Below are 332 nucleotides of genomic sequence, written 5' to 3'. Positions count from 1 at the left end.
ATATTAAACGAACTAATGATAGAGGATGAACCGTTTATTGTAGAAATAGATAAAACTGAAGAAGATAAAGTTGGTTATTTCTTGGTAAATGATTTTTCAAATAATATGTATAATGTCGTAGTAGGATATGATGGAGTAAAGATATCCACTATTACAGCCTTAGATGAAATGAATAATATAGCAGAGATGATGTTTGATATTGTACAATCTGTGGAAAAATAGAATTTGTTCAAATTGATGGGAGAATACAGGGGCTATAGAAATGTGCGTATACTTTTCTAGCCCTTGAAAATACTCCTATTTTTTTCCTTTTAATGCGAACATCATATGAT

Annotated in this window: 1 protein-coding gene; it reads left to right on the top strand. The window is 29.5% G+C overall.

What is annotated here, in order from left to right; genetic code table 11:
* The coding region (locus AOA62_RS31735) for a hypothetical protein (protein WP_218244081.1) at window positions 1–222 on the top strand (222 nt) is incomplete at its 5' end.
* Window positions 223–332: the final 110 nt, after the last annotated feature.

The sequence above is a fragment of the Pseudomonas sp. 2995-3 genome (assembly GCF_002742565.1).
Lineage (GTDB): Bacteria > Pseudomonadota > Gammaproteobacteria > Pseudomonadales > Pseudomonadaceae > Aquipseudomonas > Aquipseudomonas edaphica.
The sequence above is the reverse complement of the archived record's forward strand: the minus strand, read 5'-3'. Positions and strand labels throughout refer to the sequence as shown.